The organism is Neolewinella aurantiaca, assembly GCF_008014675.1.
Classification (GTDB): Bacteria; Bacteroidota; Bacteroidia; order Chitinophagales; family Saprospiraceae; genus Neolewinella; species Neolewinella aurantiaca.
This window is the reverse complement of sequence record NZ_VOXD01000016.1, coordinates 1-19,404: the sequence shown is the minus strand read 5'-3', so window position 1 is coordinate 19,404 and position 19,404 is coordinate 1. Positions and strand designations below refer to the sequence as shown.

Sequence of the window (19,404 nt, the reverse complement as noted above, 5' to 3'; positions counted from 1 at the left end):
CCCCGTCTACCCTACTGAACCAAATAAAACAATTAATTATGCGCAAGCAACACAGACGTGGCCCCGGAGGCCACCCCAACCACCCTCATCATCGTCCGCACCGCCACGGTGGCCCTCGCGGACATCATCACCCAGGCGGAGGCCATGGTCGCCGTATGGGCGGCCCCGGGCGCCGTCGGCCCCGCCACAACGTGCCGGTCAACATCGAAGAGACCGCCAACAGCTTTATCGCCCGCGTTTACTGCGTCGGTTTTGCTAAGGAAAACGTCAAGATCAATCTGATCGACAATATGATTTACATCAGCGGCTCCCGTCAGCCAGAAAATGAGTTCCCCGACTGGCTGCTGCAGGAATTCCCCATTAAATCGTTCGAACGTTGGTTCGAGCTCAGTGAGCACGTAGACCAGGAGGCCATCACGGCCACTTTCGAAGACGGTATTCTCGTGATTACAGCTCCGAAAACGTCGGCTGCTCAGGCTCCGGAACGGGAGATCACCATCAGCTAACCGACAGGGCTAAGCACCCGACGTCGTCCGGATATCGGGCGATAAAAGCCTGGCTTCCGGTTGGTTGCCTTGCCGAACAGCGTTCAGCGTTCGGGCTGCCCTCCGGGCAGTCTGAGTACTGAACGCTTTTTTTGTTGAGGGCACTGAAAGCGAACACAGCGGGGGGATGATGCGGTTTTAACTGCAGAACATAACCAAATCCACCACAGCCATGCCAATCATTCAGAAAAACCATTACTCTACCCTTACCGACGGAATCGCAGATCTCCGCGAAAAGGGATATGACCATGATTTCGATCAGGCTGAATTTCACCTTGAGTGCAAAAAACTTAAGAAGAACTTCAAGCCCGAAAATTTCACCATCACCCATACTTACCGTTTTGAGGGAATGACCAACCCGTCTGACAACTCCGTACTGTACGGTATTGAAGCCGACGACGGCACCAAAGGCATCCTGATCGATGCATATGGTGTGTATGCTGATGCAATCAGTCCGGAAATGATCGAGAAGTTCCGGGTAGAGTATAAATCCGTGGATGAAGAGTAAAACCGATTTCAGCCAAATAGCTGTAAAACAGAAAAGCCCGGAGCTGCGCAAGCAGTCCGGGCTTTTCTTATGAGGTCGGTAGCGGACTTGAACCGCTGTAGCAGGTTTTGCAGACCTGTGCCTAACCGCTCGGCCAACCGACCATCGGGGCGCAAAAATAGGCTCATTGAAACCGTTGAACCAAACTTTTGCCTGGCTTTTTTCACGACAGAAGGATAACGCCGTGATTAACAGACAAGTTGCGTCAAAATAAATTTATCCGAATTTCAGAATCTTTAGCCATTACCATCCTAAACCGGACAAGCAGAATCTTTTTACCGCAGAAGGTTAACGGTACCGCTACGGGTGTAAACCAGGCCTTCACGGGCCTGGTAGCGCAGGCTGTATACGAACACTCCGTTGGTCATCAGCTTACCCCGGTAAGACCCATCCCACCCTTCCAGGGGTACGTTGGACTCGAAAACGAGTGCTCCCCAACGGTCAAATACGAGAAGCTCGTAGTCTGCCTCCGCCGGGAGCGGAGAAAAGAAAGGACGAAATACATCATTGATTCCGTCTCCATTGGGGCTGAAAGCATTGGGCACGAACACCTCAGAAACGGGGGTAATGCAGTCCGTGTTAGAGCTAAACACATAGGTTTCCGCCGTAGCGGCTCCCTCCGGCCGGAACGTCGCCCGAATTTCGTAGCAGACCTCTCCTCCGGCACCTGAGTTTTCGTCCAGAAAACGCAGATCGGTAAGCCCTGTGGCCAGGGTTACCGGAGCGGAGCCGGCATCGGTGCGGAAGACATCGTAGGTAGTTTCGCCGGCCAGGCCATTGATGAGGGGCGTCCAGCTCAGTTGATGCTGCCCCGGAAAGAATTCAGTAGCGGTGAGGTAAACGGGCTCCACCGCGTTGGTGGTTATTTCGCGCATACAGTCATCGGTGAGGCGAAAGGCTACTGTTTCGCCACTTTCCAACGGGTCGGCCAGCGGTCCGGCGAGGGTTGCCTGGCCTCCGGCGGCAGTCAGGTCGGTTGGCAGGGAGCTGTCCTGTTCGAGTACGCCGTTGGTGCGGGCGATGAGGTAGACGGATTCGGTCAGTACCGGTTGAATAACGCTGGCGTCGTACTGGAAGAGCAGGTCGCCGTTGTCACTAACTTCAACACCGTAGAGATCCATCTGCCGTGCGGGTTGATTGATCACGACCGAGGTACAAAACACGGTAGAGCGGGCGCGACTGTTGTTTTCGGCGATAGCAGCTTCGAGGTAGAAACAAAGATCATCGCCGTCGTTTGCGCCGTCGTAGTCAACGGTTGGTGCTGCGGGCCCGAAGGTGCCCGCCGAGACGTAAGCGCTGCCGTTGGTAGAAACGAACAACTCGAGTGCGGTAGCGGGCAGGTAGCGGCTCAGACTCGTCAAATCCGGCATAAGTGTGATCTCACTCGTACAGCCCGATCCGCCCGTTGCGCTCAGGTTCATCGCGGAAACAATGGAGCCCTGCGGGCTGTCGTTTCCGCATGGATCAATAGCTACGAGGCGAAACTCGCGGCTGGCCGGGTCGGGGTCGGCTGCAGAAAACGGAAACCGGTAGTCTGTAACTCCGTACACGGTATCAAGTGGAATGAAGGCCGTTGGGGTAACCTCCAGGATGATGTAACCGGTTACTTCGGGTGAAGAAGAGGCCCTCCAGTCGATGATTATTTCGTTGTCTTCTACACTGACGTACCGCACCACCGGGCTGCGGGGGATGAAACTGTCCAGGGTATCACTGTTCATGGCCGTCTGGCCAGGGCAGTTATAGCGGTAGCTCATGTAGTAGTAGCGCAATTCTCCCGTTGGATTAGCGTCGGAATACATCGTTTCGGCGGGATCGTTCACTTCGGCCAGCAGACTGAAAGGGCCATCCGGAGCGGTGGCGGAATAAATCTCGGTGGCTTCGTAAGGGCCGCAGCCGACGGCTGCGTTTTCCCAATTGAGGATTACGGCGCCGGATTCGGAGCGGGTACACAGCAGGTCAGGAGCAGCAATCTGGGCGCTCAACGCGGGTGCAAGGCCGAGGATGAAATAGCAGAGTAGAAAACGCAAGGCAAGTATGTTTCTGGGAAAATGTTCGTGAGATATGGATTCAGACACTTATATGTGTGTGGGCACAAGGCCCTTTGTAACGTTTGTTTTTTGTGTTGGTTTCAGTAGAACGCAAGGATGCTTTGGTCGTTGCCCTCGGGGCCTACTTTTATCCTGCATCCGATGTTTTTGAGAACGTTCTTTGCACCAGCGGCCGCGCCCCCTGAACAGCACGGCTGACTTACTATCCTTTGTTCGCCAACTGTCCGCAGGCAGCGTCGATGTCTTTACCCCGGCTACGGCGGACGGTCACCATCACGCCCCGATCCCGGAGGTAAGTGGCAAAATCATCGATGTTGTGCTCGGCAGACTTCCGGAAGGGTGCATTGTCGATCGGGTTGTACTCGATGATGTTGACCATACTGGGCACCTGCTTACAAATCTGGTAGAGTTTCTCGGCGTCCTCCAGGGTGTCGTTGAAGTCCTGAAAGGTGATGTACTCGAAACCGATGCGCTTCTTGGTCTTTGCGTAAAAGTAGACCAGAGAGTCGACGAGTACCTCCAGGTTATTGCTTTCGTTGATGGGCATAATCTCGTTGCGCTTCACGTCGTCTGCGGCATGGAGGCTGATGGCCAGGTTGACCTTCGTATCGTCGTCGGCCAATTTTTTGATCATTTTGGCAATACCGGCAGTAGAAACCGTCAGCCGCCGTGGCGCCATATGCAAACCGGTGTGGCTGGTAATACGATCGATGCTGCCAACAACTTCTTTATAAGCCAGCAACGGCTCGCCCATTCCCATGTAGACAATGTTAGTTAGTGGCTTGCCGTACGTCTCCATGCACTGCTGGTTGACGAGGAACACCTGATCGTAAATTTCAGCCGCGGTGAGGTTGCGCAGGCGCTTCATGCGGCCGGTCGCGCAGAAAGTACAGGTAAGGCTGCAGCCCACCTGGCTGGAGACACAGACGGTGAAACGATCATCAGCCACCACGGGAATCAAAACGGATTCGATCAGGTGGCCATCGTGGAGCCGGAAGCGGCTTTTGATGGTGCCGTCATTACTGCGCTGCACCTTATCTTCGGTAACGACAAGGAGGCTGTAGCGTTCCTTCAGTTTTTCGCGCAGCTCGAGCGAAAGATTCGTCATATCGTCGAAACTGCGGGCTCCTTTTTCCCAAAGCCACTGGTAGACCTGCTTGGCCCGGAACTTTTTTTCTCCGGTCAGGATGAGCTGAGAAGTGAGTTCTTCCAGGGAGAGGGTCCGTATGTCGGTGAGCTTTGTAGCAGTATCCATAAGGCGGGGTAAATCAATAGTTTAGCGAAAGGATTTGAAGTCAAACAGTTTTCCTCCGAAGAGGGTTTCCCTTAGCGGCCGCAAAGGTACAACCGTTGCCCGACTCTGCCTACCGATCCTTCGGGGGATGTTACAAAGGAGGCCGGACCTGGCGTGACCTTCCTAAGGTCACAAAGTGCTCATCTTCGCGCTCCGACTGAGCAGCAAACGTACTTAACACAACTTTGCACCCTGATCACCGTTATCTTGCACCCAACCAAAAGAACAACGAATTGCCCCACGGCTCCCCACATGATCCCAACCCCTGGGCCCTTTACGAAGAGGCGTTGCGTTACGACAAAGTCGGAGACGTTTACACTGCCGTGAAGTTGCTGAAGAAGGCAATTCGGATCAATCCGGAGTGGACAGACCCTCACGCTGCCCTTGGTCAGATTTATCATCGCAGAAGAGAATGGAAGCCTGCGTTTCATTACTGGAAAAAGACCGTTGCCCTTGACGCCGACGACCGCGAAGCCTGGTGGCACCTTGGTCTTGCTGCGGTTGGTCTTGGCAGAATGAGGGTTGCGGCTACTGTTTGGGCTAAATTCGGCTTTGAAAAGCCGGACCTCAGCCATCCTCTGTCGCTAGAAGTAAAAGGAGCCAACAGGTATGAAATCCTGTGGATGCAACCTTTGGACGCCAGCCGGGGTCGGGTCCTCAGCATCCCCCACCCAGGGGGCAACCTTCGCTACCGCGATCTCATGCTGTACGACCGTCGTCAACAAACGGGAACAAACGTGGTCAACAATCGTCGTATTGCGGTATATGCTTCGCTCGATCGCATCAAGCGCTCGCCGTACCAGACCTTCAGCTGCCTCCTTCACACCAGCACCCCAAAGGCGATCAACCAGCTTGAAGAGCTTTGCTTTGACGCCGGTCTCGGCTTTGAGGTTTGGAGCAACTCCAGCCACGCTACCCGACTCAACAAAACAGAAGCCGGAGAAGCAGAGAAGAACAACTTCCCTGAATATTATAATGACCTGGTCCCCCGCCCCGACCACGGCACGACCCTTGTTGCTATTGCAGCTATCCACCCCGCCGAAGTAGAACGAACGCTGAATGCCTGGCAAATTATCAGCCTGGAGCAATACTCTGATTTACGGCAGTATTAGAACACCCTCGTACTCCCCCTCATAAACTGGCATATCAACCCTGTATCCAACTCACTATGCATCGTGGTTACACCCTGGCATTTTACGATTTTATAAGACGTATTAAAACAAATAAAAAACATAACAATGCAATTACGTTCGACACTAATTTAACATCCTATTTACCCCCCAATTCCTTCCAAATAAACCGACAAAAAAGAAGAGAAAAACATGTATTCAACTTGTTGCTAACACCCCTGAACCCTGTATAAACAATAAATACATAAGCATACATTTGCAACACAATCATGTTTGCACACAATATTACAAATATTGATAGAATGAGGTTTAAACACCTATTTAAATCATTTTGAACCCAAAAATAAAAAGTGTTAAATTTTAATTTTACCCCCTTGAAACCCTGATAAATAGCGGGGAATGCCTTAGCTTAGTGACGCTTAAGGTACTTATGCCAACTACTAAAGAACAGACAATCCTATAGTTTAGGATATTTCATATGTCTATTCTTCGCTTGACACACAAGTTGCATTCGTGACCACTTCAAATACACAATTCCAAACCCACCAATACATAAACTTATATCCTGATACAGGTAAGTGTTTTTTTTCAACTTTGCGTATAAAATCATTAGCCTGCTGCTGATTTTTATTCATTGATGAGCCCTTATCTTTTTATTGCCTCCGGGCCGTTTTTTTTATTCAACTCGTGAAATAAACCTTTATATGAGACACTCCATCCCGGTGTCAGGCACTTCTGTGCCCAGACGGACCTATTTCCTCTCACTCTTATTCATATTACTTTTGCCTTCCACGGCATTCAGTAATTCATCACTTGGGCCTCCTGACGACTGCCCCCCTCCGGAAACCGTGACGGGTTTAAGTTTACTTCCGCCGCCCGAGGATTGTAACAACCCGATGGCCGGAAAGTCATACGTTGTTGACCTTGTCTCTTCCGGTCTGGTAGGCGCTTTGCAATCGGGAACCACACTCGGCAATCTTGTAGATACCGACTTGAGCAATTACGCAGAGGTTGACCCTACTGCGGTCGTACTGGGCTCTTCTCTGGCCTCTGTAAAGAGGGTCAACGGCTCATTTCCTGCCGGCCGCAGAGCAGGCTTCGTTATCGAGAGCAATAATGGCCTCTTATCAGTAGATGCCCTCGGAGGCCTTGGAATACAAACCTATCAGAACGATGTACTTCAGGAAACCTTTTCTCTCTCCGGCGGATCAGTACTGAGCCTCGGCTTGCTGGGTACAGGTACCGATGGAAAGCAGAGAATTGCCTTTACCACCTCTCTACCGTACGACGAGATAGAACTTGTCCTCAATACAGCGTTATCAGTAGGCACCAGCATCCGGGTCTACTACGCATTTGATGAAGATCCTACCTGTGATGCAGACTGCAGTACGGAGATAATTCCGGCCAACGGTTTCTCTCCAAGTATTGTAGCAAGTCGTACAGGTATCGTTTCGGGGGTTTGTGTCATATGCGGCGTTTACAACACCGATCAGATTATCGATAACGACCTCACCAACGGAGCTCTGATTGACTATAGTGTTACGGTCGGTGGCGTTTTTGCAACATCTGTTGCTACCGGCACCGTTGAGAGTGCAGGTACAGATGTTGGCTTCGTTGTAAGGCAGTCAGGCGTTCTGGGTCTGCTGGACCTATCTGTTCTTAGTGGCTTCACCATTGAAACCTACTTTTTCGGACTCCCCAGGGAGCAGATTTCCGTGGGAGGAGGACTAGCCAACATAGCATTGTTGCCAAGTGGAGACGAGCTGTCTTTATCCGTTCCGACTACTCAAAGTTTCAATGAAGTCAGGTTGGTTATAAACTCTGGTCTTCTTGGCCTGCTCAGTAACATAACGGTTCAAAACGCTTTCGTTCGGTACGACACGGATGGCGATGGAGTCCCCGATTGTATTGACAAATGTGTCGGAGACGACAACGCCCTAAACATCAATGGCTTGCCACTCGCATGTAACCCGGTGTGTGATGTCGACGCGGGGCTTGACCAGAATGCATGTCCTTCTACTGATGCCGGAACGGCCCAACTTATTGCAGCCCAGGCCGGCCAGACCTGGTCCGCAGTACCGGGGAACCCGAGCCCCGCAATCATTAGCAGTACCGGGGAAATCACCGGCTTAGACGCCACAGGCACCTATTCTTTCGTTCTTTCTAACGGAACCTGTTCCGACACTGTCTCCGTGCTTTACGTAGACAGCGCCGCGAGTTCCGGATGTAACGACCCCATCACCGGTCCGGACGTAATCGTCGACAACTCAGGCGCCATCGGTGGTATATGCCTACTCTGTAACACGGGGGATGCCCAGAATGTCGTAGACGGAAACCTCCGTAACTTTCTAGAGTACAATGACCTGGTTTCACTACTTGGCTCCTCTTCACTTATATCGGTTAAAGACACGGTTAACGTCTACCCTGCGGGTAGTCGGGCAGGCTACGTGATTGCATTCCCCGGAGGGCTGTTGAACGCAAGTGTACTCTCTGGAATCGAGATCAGAACTTATCTCAACGATATTTTACAGGAAACCGGAAACACCAGTTTAGGTCTCGTTACAGCAGCAGCACTCGGTGGTGCGAACCAACAGCGAGTTGGCTTCGTCACTACTCTTCCTTACGATGAAGTAGAAATCCTCTATAACAGTACAGTAAGTGCACTGGGAAGCATCCAGGTCTACTATCCCTTTACCGAAGATGCGGCCTGCGACTTTGGCGAAGACTTTGCTTTAGACCCCTCTGTATTGTGCATCGAACCACTCATTGCCGAATCTGACTATTGCGCTACCATTAATTATGATGCAACAGGCTTTAGTGGTATTGCGTGTGTGAGTTGCAATATGTCCCCTTTATCAGCACTGGTAGACAATGACCTGACCGATGGTACGAGTCTCAACGTCGTTGCCGGCGTTGCCAACAACAGTACCCTTGCTGTTAAAAGCAATGTAATTATGCCTGCAGGGTACGAAGCTGGTTTTGCGCTCAGCGGAAATAACGGCTTACTGGGGGCTGCGGTCCTTGGAAACATATCTATTTCCACCTACCTCGGAGGACTTCCCGCTGAGTCCTTTGCCGCATCCAGTCCACTGGTAGACCTGTCTTTATTGAGCGGCAGCAGCGACGTGAGTTTTCTCGGATTCACCACTTCCCTGCCTTTTGACGAGGTCAGACTTACGGTTGGGGGGCTTGTAGAATTAGGAGTTCTTTCTAATCTTGAAATCTACTATGCCTACATCCGTGTCGATTCGGACGGAGATGGCGTCCCTGATTGTATGGACCAGTGTTGTTCCGGAGATGATCTGATGGACGACGACGGTAACGGTATTCCAAACAGTTGTGACGGAGTCCCTGTCGCAGAAGCAGACACTTACCAGGTATACGATACAGCCCCTGTAACCCTTAACGTTCTGCTCAACGATGATTTCGGTCCTGACTCACCAGACACTGCCGCGATTGAACTGATTTCCCCCCCATCGTTCGGCACTGCTGTTGTCGACGACATGGGTACCCCTCTAGATCCTACCGATGACATGATTGTGTACACTGCCTCAATGGGCATGGGGATGGACACCCTTATTTATCAGATCACTGACTTGAATGGTTCTTCGGACACCGCTCTGGTCATTATAGAATTCGACCTCAACGACGCTCCCCTCGCAGTCAACGACACCCTCAGCACCAATGAGGACACCGAACTTACCGGCGATGTAGTTGCTAATGACTCCGACGGTGACGGACCGGGCGTCTCGGTAACCCTTGTTGACGATGTGGACAACGGAAGCCTCACCCTCTATCCTGACGGAACCTTCTCCTACACTCCGGACGATGATTACAGCGGCCCCGACAGCTTCAGCTACTCGTACTGCGACGGCGGCACGCCTGATCTGTGCGATACTGCGGTAGTGATGATTACTGTAGAAGAAATAAACGACGCTCCCCTCGCGGTCAACGACACCCTCAGCACCGACGAAGACACCGAACTGACCGGCGATGTAGTTGCTAATGACTCCGACGGTGACGGACCGGGTGTGTCGGTTTCTCTGATTGACGATGTAGACAACGGAAGCCTCACCCTCGACCCTGACGGAACCTTCTCCTACACCCCGGACGATGATTACAGCGGCCCCGACAGCTTCAGCTACTCGTACTGCGACGGTGGCACACCAAATCTCTGTGACACCGCAATAGTGATGATCACCGTAGAAGAGGTAAACGACGCCCCCTTCGCAGTCAACGACACCCTCAGCACCGACGAGGAAACCGAACTTACCGGCAATGTAGTTGCTAATGACTCCGACAGTGACGGGCCGGGCGTCACGGTTGCCCTGATCGACGACGTAGACAACGGAAGCCTCACCCTCGACCCTGACGGGACCTTCTCTTACACCCCTGACATTGGCTACGACGGCCCCGACAGCTTTAGCTACTCGTACTGCGACGGCGGCACGCCTGACCTGTGTGATACTGCGGTAGTGATGATTACTGTAGAGAACGTACCAGCAGCAACCTTGAGTCTGAAAGTGATGCTTCAGGGGGCACTATTTGATCAGCCGCTACCATTGATGCGGGATGACCTGCGTGCCGGAGGGTACCTCCCGTTAACCGAGCCGTATGCCGCCTTCAACAACCCCAGGTTCCTTCATAAAGGCGCGGGAGGCGGAGAAATAACAACTCAGTCCGTTTTAGACGCAAACTCAGGCACCGCAGACGCAATCGTCGATTGGGTATTCGTTGAATTGAGGAACGTTTTGACGCCATCATTAATCCTGGAAACCAGATCGGCCCTCTTACAAAGGGACGGAGATGTGGTGAGCCCAACCGATGGTACATCACCCTTATCCTTCAGGGGATTAATCGGTGAACAGTACTACGTCGCAGTTAAGCACCGTAACCACCTTGGCGTAATGACTGCGTCCCCGGTCACCCTTGATCTTACCGGAACCTTAGTAGATTTCACAACAGCCTCTGCGGCCGACGTCTACCATCTCGTTGAGAATTTTGATGGTCACGAGCAAGTTACCGTTAACGGAGTACAAGCCCTTTGGTCTGGCAATACAAATGCCGACAACCAGATAAAGTATCAGGGGCCGGGAGCGGACGTAACCTCTATCCTGATCAACGTGATCATTGATGCCGAAAACCTTGTTCAGACTTACAATTACGACTCAGGATTTGGCTACTTCTTGTCGGACGTCAACATGGATGGCAAGTCTAAATACCAAGGGGTAAGGAATGATGGATTGTACGCCTTCATCAACCTTGTCAGTTTCTCTCTGAACGATCAGAACCTATACAATTTCAACATTTTTCTAGAGCAATTGCCCTAGATAAACCACTTAAAATGTCCAAAGAACGCCGCTTGATTAAGTGGGCGTCTTTGGACACCTATACCTTTCAACAATCAGTCAGTTTCTCATAAAATAAAACCTAAATGAAAAAGCTAATTACTTTATTGGCGGTGATATTTTTCACTTCTGCTACTGCGCTTTTTGCGCAAGAGATGGAGTTCAATGTCCGCTACAATTTCACAGAATCCCGCTATGAGGTCTACGCCTTGCCAGCAACATCCAGCCAGCCCTCTGGTTTTTTCTGGGGCCCCTCTCAAATTACCTTAGTTGTACCAGCATCAGTAAATGACGTTCAATTCCCAGTAACCAGTGTTCAGGGTGGAGCATGGCTAGACAACTCCAGGATTTATGCCCCTACTGTAACTCCGGATGTCGACTACCATGCCGTAGGTACCCTGGGAGCTGCAACTCCCCTTGTAGCCGGCGTGGAAACCCTTATTTTTCACTTCACGATCCCTGGTTCAACGTGTGTACCAGGCATACGCTTGTTCATTAATGGTTCAGATCCTGACTCCTCCGCTCCTGGTATGGGAATGGGAGATTTCTCGAACACCGTTTTTGGCGTAGGAACTGCCGGAGGCGGAGAGTATTATACAGGAAACTTCGACAACAGCGGTACAGTATGTGATACTGACGGTGACGGAACCGATGATGACATGGACGATGAGCCTATGAACCCTTGTGTAGATTACACTATCGGCAGCGAAGACCCGACCAATCCTATCTGGGGTAGTGCCGACTGTGATGGAGATGGAGTCACCAATGCGGACGAAGACGCCGACACAACCAGCCCGTATGATGCTTGTAGCCTGGTGCTAAGCAGCGTAAGCATGCATGCCACCAGCACCGGTGACTGTGACGGCGATGGTGTCACCGACGCCGACGAAATCAACGGCACTGATGACGACTACGCTACCACAGGTGACAACACCGACCCGCTTGACCCTTGTGATTACAACGAAGCGGATCAGGGCACACCAAGCGTGGCCTGGGATGCAGCGGACTGTGACGACGACGGCAACCCCAACGGCGGCGATCCCAATCCAGTAGACGTAACCGCAACGGACGACACCGGCAACGCAACACCCGGAACTCAGGCGATGATCGACATCCTCGCCAACGACGACTTCCTCCCCGATGGCGCTGCGGGCAACCTCGGCACCACCACCATCACTGAAGGAGCAGGCAGCACCGCTGCCGGAACCGTGTCCTTCGACGCAACAACCGGAGAACTACTCTACACTCCTGTCTTCTCCGAAGCAGGCATGATGGTAACTATTGTGTACGAAGTCTGCAATACCGACCCTGACCCCGACGTGTGTGCCACCGCAACCGTAACCGTTACGGTCAGCGATCAGGATACCGATGGAGACGGCGTGCTCGACTCCGACGAAATCGACGATATGACCGACCCCGAGAGCCCCTGTAGCCTCATCATCGCCAGCGTAAGCATGAACGCGACCAGCACCGGCGACTGTGACGGCGACGGCGTTTCCGATGCCGACGAAATCAACGGTACCGACGGAGACTACTCCACCCCCGGCGACAATACCGACCCCAACAGCGCCTGCTCCCTGAACCTCGGCGACGTAAGCATGAACGCCACCAGCACCGGTGACTGTGACGGCGATGGTGTTATTGACGCCGACGAAATCAACGGTTCCGACGACGACTACGCTACCACAGGTGACAACACCGACCCGCTTGACCCTTGTGATTACAACGAAGCGGATCAGGGCACACCAAGCATGGCATGGGACGCAGCAGACTGTGACGACGACGGCAACCCCAACGGCGGTGACCCCAACCCCGTAGACGTAACCGCAACGGACGACACCGGCAACGCAACACCCGGAACTCAGGCGATGATCGACATCCTCGCCAACGACGACTTCCTCCCCGATGGCGCTGCGGGTAACCTCGGCACCACCACCATTACCGAAGGAGCAGGCAGCACCGCTGCCGGAACCGTGTCCTTCGACGCAACAACCGGAGAACTACTCTACACTCCTGTCATTGCGGAGTCAGGCATGATGGTAACTATTGTGTACGAAGTCTGCAACACAGACCCTGACCCTGATGTATGTGCTACCGCAACCGTTACTGTTACGGTCAGCGACCAGGACACCGACGGCGACGGCGTACTCGACTCCGACGAAATCGACGACATGACCGACCCCGAGAGCCCATGTAGCCTCGTCATCGCCAGTGTAAGCATGAACGCTACCAGCACCGGCGACTGTGACGGCGACGGTGTCACCGACGCCGACGAAATCAACGGTACCGACGGAGACTACTCCACCCCCGGCGACAATACCGACCCTAACAGCGCCTGCTCCCTGAACCTCGGCGACGTAAGCATGAACGCCACCAGCACCAGTGACTGTGACGGTGACGGTGTCACCGACGCCGACGAAATCAACGGTTCCGACGACGACTACGCAACCACTGCGGACAACACAGATCCGCTTGATCCATGTGATTACAACGAAGCGGATCAGGGCACACCAAGCGTGGCCTGGGATGCAGCAGACTGTGACGACGACGGCAACCCCAACGGCGGTGACCCCAACCCCGTAGACGTAACCGCAACGGACGACACCGGTAACGCAACACCCGGAACTCAGGCGACGATCGACATCCTTGCCAACGACGACTTCCTACCCGACGGCGCTGCGGGCAACCTCGGAACCACCACCATCACTGAAGGAGCAGGAGGCACGGCTGCCGGAACCGTGTCCTTCGACGCAACAACCGGAGAACTACTCTACACACCAGTCATTGCTGAGTCAGGCATGCTGGTAACTATTGTGTACGAAGTCTGCAACACCGATCCTGACCCCGACGTGTGTGCTACCGCAACCGTTACTGTTACGGTCAGCGATCAGGACACCGACGGTGACGGCGTACTCGACTCCGACGAAATCGACGATATGACCGACCCCGAGAGCCCCTGTAGCCTCATCATCGCCAGCGTAAGCATGAACGCGACCAGCACCGGCGACTGTGACGGCGACGGTGTCTCCGATGCCGACGAAATCAACGGTACCGACGGAGACTACTCCACCCCCGACGACAATACCGACCCCAACAGCGCCTGCTCCCTGAACCCCGGCGACGTAAGCATGAACGCCACCAGCACCGGCGATTGTGACGGCGATGGTGTTATTGATGCCGATGAAATCAACGGTACCGACGATGACTACTCCACTCCAGGTGACAACACCGACCCGCTTGACCCTTGTGATTACAACGAAGCAGACCAGGGCACACCAAGCATGGCATGGGACGCAGCAGACTGTGACGACGACGGCAACCCCAACGGCGGCGACCCCAATCCCGTAGACGTAACCGCAACGGACGACACCGGCAACGCAACACCCGGAACTCAGGCGACGATCGACATCCTTGCCAACGACGACTTCCTCCCCGATGGCGCTGCGGGTAACCTCGGCACCACCACCATTACCGAAGGAGCAGGCAGCACCGCTGCCGGAACCGTGTCCTTCGACGCAACAACCGGAGAACTACTCTACACTCCTGTCTTCTCCGAAGCAGGCATGATGGTTACTATTGTGTACGAAGTCTGCAACACTGATCCTGACCCGGATGTATGTGCTACCGCAACCGTAACCGTTACGGTCAGCGACCAGGACACCGACGGTGACGGGGTACTCGACTCCGACGAAATTGACGACATGACCGACCCCGAGAGCCCCTGTAGCCTCATCATCGCCAGCGTAAGCATGAACGCGACCAGCACCGGCGACTGTGATGGCGATGGTGTCTCCGATGCCGACGAAATCAACGGTACCGACGGAGACTACTCCACCCCCGGCGACAATACCGACCCTAACAGCGCCTGCTCCCTGAACCTCGGCGACGTAAGCATGAACGCCACCAGCACCAGTGACTGTGACGGTGACGGTGTCACCGACGCCGACGAAATCAACGGTTCCGACGACGACTACGCAACCACAGGTGACAACACCGACCCCAACAGCGCCTGCTCCCTGAACCTCGCCGACGTAAGCATGAATGCCACCAGCACCGGCGACTGTGACGGCGATGGTGTCACCGATGCCGACGAAATCAACGGCACCGATGGCGATTACTCCACACCAGGTGACAATACAGACCCGAACCTGCCTTGCTCGCTGAATTACCTCGATGCTACGGTTCTTGCTACAGATACCGGAGATTGCGACAATGATGGAATTTCTAATGCCGACGAAATCAACGGCACCGACGGTGACCCGAATACGCCCGGAGACAATAGTGATCCGCTGAACCCATGTGACCCGAACCAAAACTCTGCAGCTTGTTTGAGCCAGCTAGAGCTGAAGGTTGCTCTGCAAGGCTCACTGTTCGATACCGGTTCCTCCCTGATGCGCGACGACCTGCGTACAGGAGGATTCCTGCCCACAACCGAGCCCTACACCGCTATGGGGGGCAAGTTCACTCACTTCGGTGACGGTGGTGGAGAAACCACGACTTCCGCTGTATTGATGGCCAATGACGGCACTCCGGATGCGATCGTTGACTGGGTATTCGTGGAACTTCGTGACGCTACAGATCCGTCAGTAATCGTAGAAACCAGATCTGCCCTACTTCAACGGGATGGAGACGTGGTTGAAGCGGCAGACGGAATAACTCCGCTCACGTTCAGCGGAATCGTTGGCACCACCTACTACGTAGCCGTAAAGCACCGCAATCACCTTGGTGTAATGACAGGCTCAGCAGTTCTCTTCTCTTCTGCAGGAGTTACCGTTGACTTTACAATTGCAACTGCAACCGAAATCTATGACCTTCCCGGAGTCATCAACTTCAATGGTTTTGAGCAAGTCACCATGAACGGTGTACAGGCTCTCTGGGCTGGTAATGCAAATGGTGACGACCAGATAAAATACCAAGGCCCAGGAACGGACAATGGTCCGATCCTGACTGGTGTTGTTTCTGATGCTGGAAACGCCGCTTATTCTTACAACTATAATAACTCCCTGGGATACAGCCTGACGGATATTAATATGGATGGTAAGACTAAATATCAGGGTATCCAGAATGATCCCAGCTACCTGTTCATCAACCTGCTGTTCAACTACACTTTGAACGCCGGAGGATTGTACAACTATGACTTTCTGACCGAGCAACTCCCCTAGCGAATAGCACAGGGACATCATGTTTCATTATCAGGATGTTAGGCACCTTAACCCAAGGTGTCTAACATCCTAATTTGACTTATTTATATTAGCTTATTTAATCTCATAACAATGAAAAAAATATTACCAGTCATCGCCATCTTGGTGATATTATCTACCTGGATACAGGCTCAGGACCTGGAATTCACGCTTAGGTATAATGCAGACGACGATCAATACGAAGTTTATACGCTACCCGCCAGTACAGCGACAACGTTTTTTTGGGGACCTTCCCAGATATCCATCGTTGCCCCGGCAGAGGTTGCTGATGCCCCATTCGCAATCACCAGTGTTGCTTCCGGTGCCTGGGAAGACAACTCTCAAATCTACGGTCCTGCCGTAAGTCCGGACAGCGATTTTCACGGGGTCGGTACACTGGGAGCTCCGGTTTCGCTTACCGCGGGAGAGGAAACCCTCCTTTTCTTTTTCCCTAACCCTGCACCAGACTGTGTTGATGGATACCGACTATTCATCAACAACAGTGATCCTACATCCGCTGATGCAGGCATGCTGGGAACAGATTTTTTCAATACCATCATCGGAGGCCCTCAGGGAGGCACAGCAGGTGAACAGTACGCTGGCAACTACGCCAATGAAGGAACTGCTTGTAATACTTGCAACCCCGACGGCCCAATGATCACCGTTACTCCGACAACCTTAACCCTCAGCAGCACAGGATTTGCTTCTACGACCATTGAGCAACTTGCCTCAGCTACTGACGAATGTGATGTAGTATCTCTGGAGGCCAGCCAACTCACCTTTGGCTGTGAAGATATCGGTGTTGTTGATGTTGAAATTACCGCAACGAACGCCAGCGGCTTTACTTCAACAGAGACTGTTGCTGTAACAGTAGAATTTGACCAGCCTAACCTCGCCTGTATTGGTGAGATCAACCTTACGCTCAACGACGAGTGTCAGGGGCTCCTGATTCCTCAAATGATTCTGGTGGGCAATGTTGCTTGTCTGGATGCTTTCGGTTTCGAAATCATTGTCCAGGACAGCGACCCTTCCAACGGCCCGATCATCGACGGCTGTGGTGAGTTCAACTACATGATTTCTTCTACGGCTTCATCCGGTACAACAACCACCGGTTTCACCGGCGACTTCTCTGAAGACAACTTTACGGTAGTTTCCGGTGCTGATGCCGACGTAACCTTCACCGCTGACGAAATCAATATGGTTTCTCCTAACGTAACTGGAGGTACAGGTCTTGACGACATCGCATCGGTTGCTTACCAGTTCTCTGAAGAAGGTACTGTTTCTTTTTCTGCAGACTACAGCCTTGACGCTGACATCATCGTTGACCTGCTGATTATCGACTTCGACGGAAACGTTGTTTTCGAAACAAGCGGAGACGAAGTTATTACCAACGCTGGCACTATTGATATTGAGGAAGCCGTAATGCCCGGCAACACACTGATGATCACCCTGCAGGGTGATGGTTTCGCTACTGGTGGTCAGCAGAGCTTCGTGACGATTCGTGACTTCAGCTTCTCCACCGGTAACCTTCTCGGTCTCGACTTCGAGACCTGCTGGGGCGTTGTTCGCGCTGAAGACAAGACACCACCCGCAGTGGTGACTACTCCGGCCAACATCGACCTGCTTTGTGTTGATCTCGACGGTAACAACCTCGCCACTCTGCCTACCAGCGTCAGCCGCTGCTACACTGTTGACGCCTCTACCGGCGCCACCGTTCCCGGCACCATGGCATCTGCGCTCCGCGCACGCCTGCTGGCTCGCACTACCGCTCCGGTTGTACCGACCTTCACTGATGGTTGTTCCGACGAAATCGAAGTATGTGTGAGCGACGCCGTTGCTTACGGCGACGATCCTGACTGTGACGACGTGGTAATCACGCGCACCTTCGTAGCTACCGAGATCGCTGTTTGTGCTTCTGCTTCCGGCGAAGAAAACCCATCGGTTACTGCTTCTTACACCATCACCTTCGACCGTCCGACGCTGGACGACCTGGACGGGGACAACATCGAAGACGTTGTTGAGATCGAGAGCTGTGGCGCTGACCCATCAGTACGTCCTGCTCCACGTGCCAGCGACTACCCATTCCTGGCGATTGGTGACCGCACCTTCAACCTCTCCACTGGTACTGCAGTTTGCAACATCGGCGTTACTTACTCCGACGGACCGAGCATCGTTACCTGCCCGAACACGTACAAATTCGTTCGTACCTACACTGTCATCGACTGGTGTGATGCGGGCGACATCCGCACCTTCACCCAGGTGGTGAAAGTGGGCGACACTACCGCTCCGACCTTCGTTGGTCCTAACGTAGAGACCGACGCTGACGGCACCCTCGTTTACGGTACCAACGCCGGTAACATCTGTGCTGCTTACCTCCGCCTTGACGACGTGAGCGTAACCGACAACTGCGACGGTGACGTTACTGTTTCTGCTGAGATCTTTCCTAACGGCGACCTCACTGCTGCTCCGATCGGTGCCTTCACCGTGGTTCCCGGCGGATCACCTGAGCTCAGCTCTGCGATCCCAGCCGGTACTCACATCCTCCGTTACACTTACTCTGACGTATGTGGTAACACCGGTGTAACCGACTACGACTTCCGCGTGGAAGACCAGACGCCTCCGGTAGCTGTCTGTGAAGACGGCCTGAACATCTCTATCGCCGGCAGCGGTGCGAACAACGGTTTCGCTGTACTGACGCCTGAGAACATCGACAATGGTTCTTACGATGACTGTTCCGGTGTGACCCTCGAGATCGCCCGTGTGAACGACAGCGACCTTCCGATCGGCCTTTACGGTCCTCAGATCACCCTGACTTGTGACGACATTGGTACCGTTCGCGTTGGCCTCAAAGTAACCGATGCGCTTGGTAACATGAACTTCTGCTGGCTGGACGTTCTCGTTGAGGACAAGCTTGCTCCTACCTGTGTTGCTCCCGGTAACACCACCATCACTTGTGTTGACTACAACGCAAGCCTGCCCAACGACATCACCGACGCATCTTTCGCTCAGCTTGACGCTCTCTTCGGCGAAGCTGCGGGTGTAGACAACTGTGGTACGACCATCACTCAGACGGTATCCGGAACGATCAACAGCTGTGGCGTAGGCCGCATCACGCGTCGTTTCACTTCTACCGACGGAGCTGGTTTCACCAACACCAACGTATGTAGCCAGATCATCGACGTGATCGGCATCCACGACTACCGCATCACTTTCCCGACCGATGAGTCCGGTGACTGTATGGAAGTACCTTCTTACGACGCTGTTGTAGCCGAGGAACTTGCTTGTGACCTGATCACTACCACCGTTGACGTT

At 53.3% G+C, this 19,404-nt stretch carries 8 protein-coding genes and 1 tRNA gene; 6 read left to right on the top strand and 3 right to left on the bottom strand.

What is annotated here, in order from left to right:
- Window positions 1-38 precede the first annotated feature (38 nt).
- Window positions 39-506 (top strand): Hsp20/alpha crystallin family protein, encoded by a 468-nt coding sequence (locus tag FUA23_RS11450; protein WP_147930882.1) that lies wholly within the window; start codon window positions 39-41, stop codon window positions 504-506.
- A 211-nt stretch (window positions 507-717) separates the two neighbouring features.
- Window positions 718-1,053, top strand: a complete 336-nt coding sequence (locus tag FUA23_RS11445; RefSeq protein WP_246144168.1) for a phosphoribosylpyrophosphate synthetase — start codon at window positions 718-720, stop codon at window positions 1,051-1,053.
- Between the two features lie 72 nt (window positions 1,054-1,125).
- Here the strand turns inward: FUA23_RS11445 and FUA23_RS11440 are convergent.
- The 3 genes from FUA23_RS11440 to rlmN form a co-directional block, all read right to left on the bottom strand.
- Window positions 1,126-1,196: transfer RNA gene (locus tag FUA23_RS11440), tRNA-Cys, on the bottom strand.
- Between the two features lie 171 nt (window positions 1,197-1,367).
- Complete coding sequence (locus tag FUA23_RS11435) at window positions 1,368-3,119, bottom strand: T9SS type B sorting domain-containing protein (protein WP_147930880.1); 1,752 nt, start codon at window positions 3,117-3,119, stop codon at window positions 1,368-1,370.
- Window positions 3,120-3,342: 223 nt separating this feature from the next.
- The gene (gene rlmN, locus FUA23_RS11430; RefSeq protein WP_147930879.1) at window positions 3,343-4,395 is read right to left on the bottom strand and encodes a 23S rRNA (adenine(2503)-C(2))-methyltransferase RlmN; all 1,053 of its coding nucleotides are present in this window, start codon (window positions 4,393-4,395) and stop codon (window positions 3,343-3,345) included.
- 224 nt (window positions 4,396-4,619) lie between these two features.
- Here rlmN and FUA23_RS11425 point away from each other — a divergent pair, with 224 nt between their 5' ends.
- The 4 genes from FUA23_RS11425 to FUA23_RS11410 form a co-directional block, all read left to right on the top strand.
- Window positions 4,620-5,546 (top strand): tetratricopeptide repeat protein, encoded by a 927-nt coding sequence (locus FUA23_RS11425; RefSeq protein ID WP_147930878.1) that lies wholly within the window; start codon window positions 4,620-4,622, stop codon window positions 5,544-5,546.
- A gap of 722 nt (window positions 5,547-6,268) precedes the next feature.
- Window positions 6,269-10,894 carry a cadherin-like domain-containing protein gene (locus FUA23_RS11420; protein WP_147930877.1) on the top strand — a complete coding sequence of 1,542 codons (4,626 nt, stop codon included), beginning with the start codon at window positions 6,269-6,271 and terminating at the stop codon, window positions 10,892-10,894.
- Window positions 10,895-10,998: 104 nt separating this feature from the next.
- Window positions 10,999-16,074 (top strand): hypothetical protein, encoded by a 5,076-nt coding sequence (locus FUA23_RS22280; RefSeq protein ID WP_187270987.1) that lies wholly within the window; start codon window positions 10,999-11,001, stop codon window positions 16,072-16,074.
- 111 nt (window positions 16,075-16,185) lie between these two features.
- On the top strand, window positions 16,186-19,404 hold a 3,219-nt coding region (locus FUA23_RS11410), incomplete at its 3' end, for a hypothetical protein (protein ID WP_147930876.1).

What these genes read in the sequence shown, in the direction of transcription:
- rlmN (WP_147930879.1), bottom strand. Translation starts at nt 4,395, where the DNA reads ATGGATACTGCTACAAAGCTCACCGACATACGGACCCTCTCCCTGGAA.
- FUA23_RS11445 (WP_246144168.1), top strand. Translation starts at nt 718, where the DNA reads ATGCCAATCATTCAGAAAAACCATTACTCTACCCTTACCGACGGAATC.
- FUA23_RS22280 (WP_187270987.1), top strand. Translation starts at nt 10,999, where the DNA reads ATGAAAAAGCTAATTACTTTATTGGCGGTGATATTTTTCACTTCTGCT.
- FUA23_RS11450 (WP_147930882.1), top strand. Translation starts at nt 39, where the DNA reads ATGCGCAAGCAACACAGACGTGGCCCCGGAGGCCACCCCAACCACCCT.
- FUA23_RS11420 (WP_147930877.1), top strand. Translation starts at nt 6,269, where the DNA reads ATGAGACACTCCATCCCGGTGTCAGGCACTTCTGTGCCCAGACGGACC.